The 7,219-nt window shown below is 72.6% G+C and carries 5 protein-coding genes; 1 reads left to right on the top strand and 4 read right to left on the bottom strand.

From position 1 onward, the window contains the following. Positions 1–487 precede the first annotated feature (487 nt). A complete protein-coding gene (locus NON22_RS17775; RefSeq protein ID WP_257388283.1) occupies positions 488–3,403 on the top strand; it encodes a two-component regulator propeller domain-containing protein in 2,916 nt (971 codons plus the stop codon). Positions 3,404–3,538: 135 nt separating this feature from the next. On the opposite strand, the gene NON22_RS17770 is transcribed toward NON22_RS17775, so the two are convergent. From NON22_RS17770 to NON22_RS17755, 4 genes are all read right to left on the bottom strand, one after another. After that, positions 3,539–4,285, bottom strand: a complete 747-nt coding sequence (locus NON22_RS17770; protein WP_257388282.1) for a MerR family transcriptional regulator — start codon at positions 4,283–4,285, stop codon at positions 3,539–3,541. 34 nt (positions 4,286–4,319) lie between these two features. Continuing rightward, entirely contained in the window at positions 4,320–5,546 is a 1,227-nt protein-coding gene (locus tag NON22_RS17765) for a dipeptidase (RefSeq protein WP_257388281.1), read from the bottom strand. A gap of 215 nt (positions 5,547–5,761) precedes the next feature. Then, entirely contained in the window at positions 5,762–5,965 is a 204-nt protein-coding gene (locus tag NON22_RS17760) for a hypothetical protein (protein WP_257388280.1), read from the bottom strand. A gap of 423 nt (positions 5,966–6,388) precedes the next feature. Continuing rightward, positions 6,389–7,219: PCRF domain-containing protein (locus NON22_RS17755; protein ID WP_257388279.1), on the bottom strand; the 831-nt coding region annotated here is incomplete at its 5' end.

The raw sequence follows: 7,219 nt of genomic DNA, 5'->3' as shown, positions 1-7,219 counted from the left end.
CGACCTCGCCGCCGACTACCACGCCGCCGGCGGCCGCAGCCGCCTGCCCTTCGAAGCCGCCGACGCCGAACTGCCCGCCCCGCGCGCACGCAAGGCCGCCGGCGCGACGCCGGCGCGGCAGGCGCGGCATCTGCAGCAGGGGTAGCGGCGCGGCATGCGAAAAACTCCGCTGAGCGACGACGCCAGGGCGGTCGCCTTCGCGCTGCTTGCCGAAGGATCGCTGTCGTTCGCGTCAAAGACGCGTCGTTGACGCGAACGCCGGCGCTCGCGGCGGGCAGGCTTGCCGCAGCGAGGTTCGCCGCACCGGCGCACTGCCTCGGCGCCGTCATCCGCGCGATCATCGGTTCTGCGCATCGGCTTCACGATTCGCGGCAGACCGGCCGGCACCCGCCGGCCGTCGCCGCGCCGATCCGCTATGCTGCGACCGCAATCCGGGGGGAGTCGACAGATGCGTGGCGCGGTTGCGGTCCTGCTGCGAATTGGCTGGATGCTGGCGTTGTCGGCGCTCGGTACGGCGGCGTTCGCCGCGGCCGGCGAGCAGCGGCCGCTCAACGAATATTTCCGCGAGACCTGGACCACGCGCCAGGGACTGCCGCACAACCTCGTGCAAGGGATCGCGCAGACGGCGGACGGCTATCTCTGGTTTGCGACCTGGGAAGGGCTCGCGCGCTACAACGGCATCGAGTTTCGCGCGTTCGACCGCAGCAACGTGTCCGCGCTGGCCGACAACGGCATACGCGCGCTCGAAGTGCGCCGCGACGGCACCCTGGTACTCGGCACCTCGCGCGGCGGCGTGACCCTGCTGCGCGACGGGAACTGGTCGCGGCTGAGCACGCGCGACGGCCTCGCCCAGGACGAGATCATGGACGTGGCCGAGGACGTCGCGGGCCGGCTCTGGGTCGCGACCGAAAGTGCCGGGCTCGATTATGTCGACGGCGGCAAGGTGCGCCATTTCGGCCGCGAACAGGGTCTGCCGAGCCTGTCCATGTATCTCGTTTCGGCCCGCGCGGACGGCAGCGTCTGGGCCGGCACGACCGAAGGGCTCGTGCGCGTGCGCGACGACACGGTGCAGGTGTTCGGGCCGGCGCAGGGCCTGCCGCCCGGGCCGGTGTTCGACATCGCGTTCGGCGGCGACGGCACGGTCTGGGTGGGCACCGAGCGCGGCGTCTATCGCGGCGCCGGCGACGCCTTCGAGCTGGCCAGCGCCGCGTTGCCGATCGATGCGGTGCAGCGCCTGCTCGTCGACCGCAGCGGCAATCTCTGGCTCGGCACGGTCAATCACGGCGTGCTGCGCCTGCGCGGCGGCCAGGTCGAAACGCTCGGCAGCGAGGTCGGCCTGCCGAACAACCGCGTCGCGGCGCTGTTCGAGGATCACGAAGGCAGTATCTGGGTCGGCACGAACGGCGGCCTGCTGCGCCTGCGCGACGCGCCGTTCGTGAGCTACACGACCGAGCACGGCCTGGCCGACAACTACGTGCGCAGCGTGCTCGAGACCACCGACGGCACGCTCTGGGTCGGTACGAGCCGCGGCCTGTCGCGCCGGCAGGACGGCCGTTTCGCCGCGCCGGCCGCCGGAGAAGCGGCGTTGAACGATTCGGTGCTGAGCCTCGCGGCCGACGCGGCCGGCGGTCTCTGGGTCGGCACCTATTCCAACGGTCTCGTGCACTGGACACCCGACGGCGTGCGGCGCTACAGCAGCGACGACGGCCTTGCCGGCAACCAGGTCCGCGCGGTCGCGACCGCGCGCGACGGTGCGCTCTGGGTCGGCACGGCGCGCGGCCTGTCGCGGCTGCGCGACGGCAGCTGGCGCAGTTTCGCGCGCGCCGAGGGACTGCCGCGCGAATTCATCATTGCGCTGCATGCGGCCGCCGACGGCCGGCTCTGGATAGGCACGGCCAACGGCGCGGCCGTGGCCGACGGCGATCGCCTGCAGAGCGTCGACCTGTCCGCGCTCGGCGACATCGAGGACGTGTTCGGCTTCCACGAAGACGCCGACGGCACGATGTGGATGGCCACCGATCGCGGCCTCGTGCGCGAACGCGGCGGCCGCTACGCCGTCGTCAACCGCCGCCACGGCCTGCCCGTCGATACCGTGTTCCAGGTCGTCGGCGACGCCGAAGGACAGTTCTGGCTCAGCTCCAACCGCGGCGTGCTGCGTATCGCCCGGGAGCAGGCGAACGCCGTCGCCGACGGACGTCTCGACGTGCTCGACGTCGAGGGTTTCGGCGAAGCCGACGGCATGGCCAGCGCGCAATGCAACGGCGGCTCCAATCCGGCGGCCTGGCGCAGCGCCGACGGCCGCATCTGGATCGCGACGGCGATGGGCCTGTCGAGCGTCGACCCGTCGCGGCTGCAGCGCTTCGCGCGCGCGGCGCCGCCGCTGGTCATCGAGGACGTGCGCGTCGACGACCGTCTCGTCGTGGCGCGCGACCGGCTCGAACTCGCGCCGGGCACGCGCAAGATCGAACTGCATTTCGCCGGCCTCAGTTATCTGATGCCGCAGAAGATCCGCTACCGCTACCGCCTCGACGGCTTCGACGCGGACTGGGTGGAACGCGGCAACCAGCGCTTCGCGCAGTTCACGAACCTCGCGCCGGGCGACTACCGCTTCCGCGCGACCGCGGCCAACGCCGGCGGCGACTGGAACGGCCACGAGGCCGTGCTCGACCTGCACATCGCGCCGTACTGGTGGCAGCGCCGCGGCTTCTGGATCGGCGTGATCCTGACCACCCTGGCCCTGCTCTACCTGACCTATGCGGCGCGCGTGCGCCAGCTGCAGCGCAGCGAGCGCCGGCTGCGCGAGCTCATCGACCAGCGCACCCAGGATCTGCGCGCGCAGACCGAACGCCTGACCGCGGCCGACACGGAGAAGAGCGCGCTGCTCGTGCGTCTGCGCGAACATGCCGACGCGTTCGAGCGCCAGGCGCGCGAAGACAGCCTGACGGGGCTCGCGAACCGGCGCTGGTTCGACGAACAGCTCGCCGCCGCGTTCGCCGACGCCGTACGCGACGACCAGCCGCTGAGTCTCGCGCTCGTCGACATCGATCATTTCAAGCGCATCAACGACCAGCACTCGCACGCGGCCGGCGACGCGGCGCTGCGCGCGGTCGCCGACACGATGCGCCGCGAGCTGCGCGCGCAGGACCTCATCGCCCGCTACGGCGGCGAGGAGTTCGCGCTGCTGTTCCCGCAGACCACGCTGGCCCAGGCGCGCGTGCTCGCCGAACGCCTGCGTCACGCCGTCGAAGCCGTCGACTGCTCGGCCTTCGCCGACAGCCTGCGGATCACGGTCAGCATAGGCCTGGCCGAACGCACCGACCTGACCCATCACGAACGCCTCGTGTCGCAGGCCGATGCGCGGCTGTACGAGGCCAAGCGCGGCGGGCGCAACCGGGTGTGCTAGGCGTCGCGGTGCGGCGCCGGGAATCGGGAATCGGAAGGCGTGGCTGAGGCGGTTTCTGTGCGCGGATGACCAGCCGGAAAGTGGCGAGGTGGCGCCGCTGTGCGGCGCCCCTTCCCCGCATCCGCACTGCGGTGCCTACAGGCTCAGCTCTGCCGCACGCATCGCCTCGCCGACATAGGCGAACAGCGCCGGATCGAGGCCTTGCGCGGCCATCGCGTCGGGCTGGGCCTGCCAGGCGTCACCGAGTTTGCGCGCGACGGCGGCGTCGCCGCCGGTGAAGACCTGCACGAGCGCGTACCAGCGCCGTGCGAGGTCCTGCGCTTCGGGCGCCTGCGCCGGCGTGCCGGCATTCAACGCCGCGCGCACCTGGGCGATCAGCTCGGGCCAGAGCGCCTGCGCCTCGGCCAGGCCGGTCGGGCCGAGCTGTTCGGCGCGGCGGCGAAAATCCTCGCGCTCGCGCGCGGTCCAGTCCACTTGCAGTTGCGTGCTCATCGCTATCGTCTCCACCAGGTCGTCGAGGTCCAGGGTCGATGGCACGACCACGCGCTGCGCGAGCGAGCGCAGCGCCTGCAAGGCCTGCGCGCGTTCGGCGCATTCCCGCTCGAGCGTCGCGATGCGCGCGGCGAGCAGGCGCGTCGCCGCCGTCGCGTCGCGGGCCAGCAGCTGGCCGATCTCGGCCAGGCGGAAGCCCGCGCGCTTGAGCACGACGATGCGGCTCAGCGCCGCGAGCGAACCGGCGTCGTAGAGCCGGTAGCCCGCGGCCGAGTGCGCGGCCGGTCGCAGCAGGCCGCGCTGCTCGTAGAGACGCAGCGCCTTCGCGCTGACGCCGCTGCGGCGGGCGAGATCGCCGATGCGCAGGTAACGGGTCGGTGTCGTTGCCATCGGGACCAGTCTCGGGCCTGCCCTTGGGACAAGGTCAAGCGCCGTCGCGAGGCTTCGCTGCGGATCCGGCCGCCGCGGCGTCGGCCTGCGCCGCGGCTTCGACCGCGCGCATCACGCGCAGCACGTTGCCGCTCCAGAGCTTCTGCAGATCAGCGTCGGAGTAGCCGGCCGCGCGCAGCCGCGCGGTGACTTCGGGCAGCGCGGCGATGTCCTCGAGACCGCGCAGCCCGCCGCCGCCGTCCCAGTCGCCACCCATCGCGACGTGGTCGATGCCGGCTACCTCGATCAGATGCAGCAGGCTGCGCATGAACGCGTCGATGTCGCTGTCCCAGAGCGGCTGCTGCGCGTCGAGCGCGCGCGTCGCGGCGGTCAGCTCGGCCTGCTGCGCCGGCGACAGCCCGGCGATGCGTTCGAGCTGGCCGAACAGGGCTTCGCGCTGCGGACCGATGTTCATCGTGGTCAGGTACACGGTGGTCGCGCTGATCACGCCGCCGCGCTCGGCGAGCCGGCGCAGGCGCGCGTCGTCGAGATTGCGCGGGTGATTCCAGACCTCGCGCGAACCCGAATGCGACAGCAGCAGCGGCGTGCGCGACAGCTCGAGCATCTGGTCGAACGCCGCGTCCGATGCATGGCTCGCATCGATGACGAGGCCGAGCCGGTTCATTTCGCGGACCCAGTCGCGGCCGAGCGGACTCAGGCCGTTCCAGCGCGGCGCGTCGGTTGCCGAATCGGCGAACTGGTTCGTCTTGGTGTGTACCGGCCCGGCCAGGCGCACGCCGCGGCGGTGGAATTCGGCGAGCAGGCGCAGATCCTCGCCGAGCGGATAGCTGTTCTCCATGCTCAGGAACGCGAAGCGCCTGCCGGCGCGATCCAGGCGCAGCGCGTCGTCGGCGCGCGTGGCCAGCGCGATGCGCGTCGGGAATTCGGCGATCGTGGCCGCGATGCGATCGGCGCGGCCGCGCGCGAACGCGAGCGCGTCGGCATAGCCCTGCGGCGTCAGCGGTCCCGACGCCGTGTAGATGACGAAGAAGCCGCCGTCGAGCGCGCCGGCTTCCATGCGCGGCAGATCGACCTGCACGAGATCGTCGGCATAGGCGTGGCGGTCGCCGAAACTCCAGCCAGCGCGGCCGAAATGCATCGGCGTGTCGAGGTGCGTGTCCAAGGTCAGCAGCCGGCGATGCAATGCATCGGGCGACGACGGCGCCGTCGCGCAGGCGGCGAGGACGAGACTGCAACACAGGACGAACGGCAGCTTGTTCACGGACACCTCGGCGCAGGCGGACGGCGCACGAGCATAGTCCGCGCCGAGGCCGGGCGAACAGGCCGGTTCGCCACCCGACCGCCGAACCCGGCCGCGTCGGCCGGCACGTCCGGATCCGGTTCGCCGGACGATGTGCGCCGGATCGACGGCACGCTTTCGCTCGCCAATGAGCCGAGGGCAGCGCAACACGAGCCGGCCCGCGCCGTTGCCGCACGTCAGGCCGGCCCGGCGCGTTCGCGCTTGCGCTGCAGCGCCGATTCGATGACCGAGACGACGTAGCGCGCACGCGCCGTGTCCTCGCCGCGGCACTCGGCGAGCAGCTGCGCGACGTCGCCGTCGCAGGCGCGCCCGGCGTCGTCGCGAAGACGAACAGCGCCGGGTCCCTGAACCGCGGCTCGCGCGCGAGCCGTTCGCGGCAAACGGCGACGGCGAGCGGCCGGTCGTACTCGATCCATTCGATGTAGCGCGTCCGGAACTGCGCCGCCGCACGATCGGCGAACCGGTCGCGCCCGAGGTCCAGCAGCGCCGCGAGGCGATCGCCGGCCAGGGCGAGGAATTCCCGCGTCATGCCGCTGCCGACGGAGATGCCGCAGCCGGTGGCCTGCCAGTAGAGGATCGTCAGATCCCTCCAGACGTCGAGATCATCGAGGCGTTCGCGCAGCGCGGCCTCGCCCTCGCGCGCCTGCGCTTCCCGGCGGGCAGCGACCGCGGTCAATGACAGCCCTCGAAATCCCAGCCGGCGATGCGGCGGAGCTTCGCCACGATGTCGGCCCGGTCCGCACCGGTGCAGCGCGCGCAGTGGTAGCGGAATGCGCCGCGGATCACCGCGAGGTCGCAGCGCGTCACCCGATCAGATCGAAATCCCCGCCGAGCACGCGATCGAGCCGTCCGCTGCGCCAGCCGCGCACGGCGTCGCGGACGAGCGGCGTCGGCTGTTCCTGGTAGCGACGGCACAGACGCGGCTCGGTGTCGGCGGCGGCGGCCGCGCCGCTCACGCCGTCGGCGGTCACGCGCACGTGCAGACGCTGGCGCTCGGCCGGGTTCGCGTCGCCGCGCTCGAACACGTGCAGGCCGCGCTCGTCGCGCAAGGTCTGCCAGGCGCCGAAGCCGGCGATCGCGAGGCGCAGGCGCGCCTGGTCACGGTCGTGCTCGAGCGTGCGCACGCGCATGCCGCGCGTCTGGGCCCAATCGAGGTACATCTGCGCGAGGCGTTCGAACCCGGCGCGCGTGGCCGCGTTGACGCGGTCGGGGCTCAGCAGCTCGAGCTGGGCGTCCTCGGGTTCGGCCGCGAGCACCGCATCGACGGCGAGCCCGATCAGATGCAGGCGCAGCGCGAGGCGGCGCACGACGTCGAGCACGCCGCGGCCGCCACCGGTCAGGCGCTGCAGCAGCGAGTCCGCGCCGCGCACGGCGTTCTCGATACGGTCCATGCGTTCGAGCGTGTCGAGCACGCGCTGCCGGTCCGCACCGTTCCAGAAGTCCGGCGCCTGCATGGCCGCCGCGGCCTGATGCTTCAGCGCCTGCCAGTCCTCGCCGGCCAGACGCTGCTCGCTCGCGGCCAGCGCCGCCTGCAATGCCGCACGCGCGGGCGCGTCGGCGGCCGGATCGAGCGCGAGCGCGCGCAGATCCGCACCGGCGGACGGCGCCGCGACGGCCGGCGGCGAGGCGCCGGC

The sequence above is a fragment of the Tahibacter caeni genome (assembly GCF_024609805.1).
Taxonomy (GTDB): Bacteria; Pseudomonadota; Gammaproteobacteria; order Xanthomonadales; family Rhodanobacteraceae; genus Tahibacter; species Tahibacter caeni.
Note: the sequence above shows the minus strand (reverse complement) of the source record. Positions and strands in the feature narration are given on the sequence as shown.